Origin of the sequence: Leucobacter chromiiresistens (assembly GCF_001477055.1) — a bacterium.
Classification (GTDB): Bacteria; Actinomycetota; Actinomycetes; order Actinomycetales; family Microbacteriaceae; genus Leucobacter; species Leucobacter chromiiresistens_A.
In genome coordinates this window covers 1-940 of sequence record NZ_LDRK01000085.1, presented here as the reverse complement: position 1 = coordinate 940, position 940 = coordinate 1, and the positions used below count along the sequence as shown (strand labels likewise).

At 67.4% G+C, this 940-nt stretch carries 1 protein-coding gene; it reads right to left on the bottom strand.

Annotated elements, in window-relative coordinates:
• Positions 1-141 precede the first annotated feature (141 nt).
• Complete coding sequence (locus NS354_RS10550) at positions 142-876, bottom strand: LysR substrate-binding domain-containing protein (protein ID WP_241490489.1); 735 nt, start codon at positions 874-876, stop codon at positions 142-144.
• Positions 877-940 lie beyond the last annotated feature (64 nt).

Genomic DNA, 940 nt, shown 5'->3' with positions numbered 1-940 from the left:
GCGCGCTCGGGGGCCACGGGATGGGCTCGGTCGGAATTCAGCGTCATTGCGTCCTCCAGGGATGTCCCGGTCGGGTCAGGTCGATGTGCCGCAGGGCCGGTGACCGGGTTCCCCAATCCTCGAAGACGGGGAGCGCCGCGTCTAATGGGAAGGTTCGTTGCGGCCGATCGATGGAGTCGATACCCCCTCGGAGCCCTGGTAGATGTCGCGGCAGACCTCGACGAAGGCCTGCGCCTTGCGGGTGGGCGAGATGTCGCGCCGCTGCACGAGCGACACCTCGGTGGGCGGGAACTCGTCGGAGAGGCGGAGCGGCACGACCCGCTTGCCCGAGTAGGTGAGGCTCTGATCGAGCCACTGGTTCAGGATCGAGTAGCCGTGCCCGCGCGCCACGTACGAGCGCACCGTCTCGTAGCCGAGGGAGACGTGCCGGATGCGCGGCTCCAGCCCGAGCTGCCGGAAGAGTCGGAGGTAGTAGTCGCCGGTGTGGGGCAGGTTGAGCAGGATGAAGGGGTCGTCGGCGAACTCTCTGAGGCTGACGACGGATCGCCCGGCGAGCGCCTGGGCACGTGCTTCGGGCACGATGACGTGGGGCGGCACGCGGTCGATGACGGTGCGGGCGAAGCGGTGGTCGACGCCGAGGTCGTACATCAGCGCGACCTCGCAGCGTCCGTCGTGCAGCGCCTCCTGCAGGCTGCCCTGGTCGCCCTCGAAGAAGGTGAGCTGCACCTCGGGGAACGCGGCCTCGAACCGGTCGAGGATCTCGGGGGCGCGAAACGGCGCGAGCGGCGCGTAGATGCCGCCGGCCAGCTCGCCCGCGAGGGCTTCACTCGCCGACGGACTGTCTCTTATACCGATCTGACGCTGCCGACGATCCACTCTGCGTCGAACTCGTGTGCGCACGTACACTAACACACATAGTAATAATAACCCGATAAGTCGA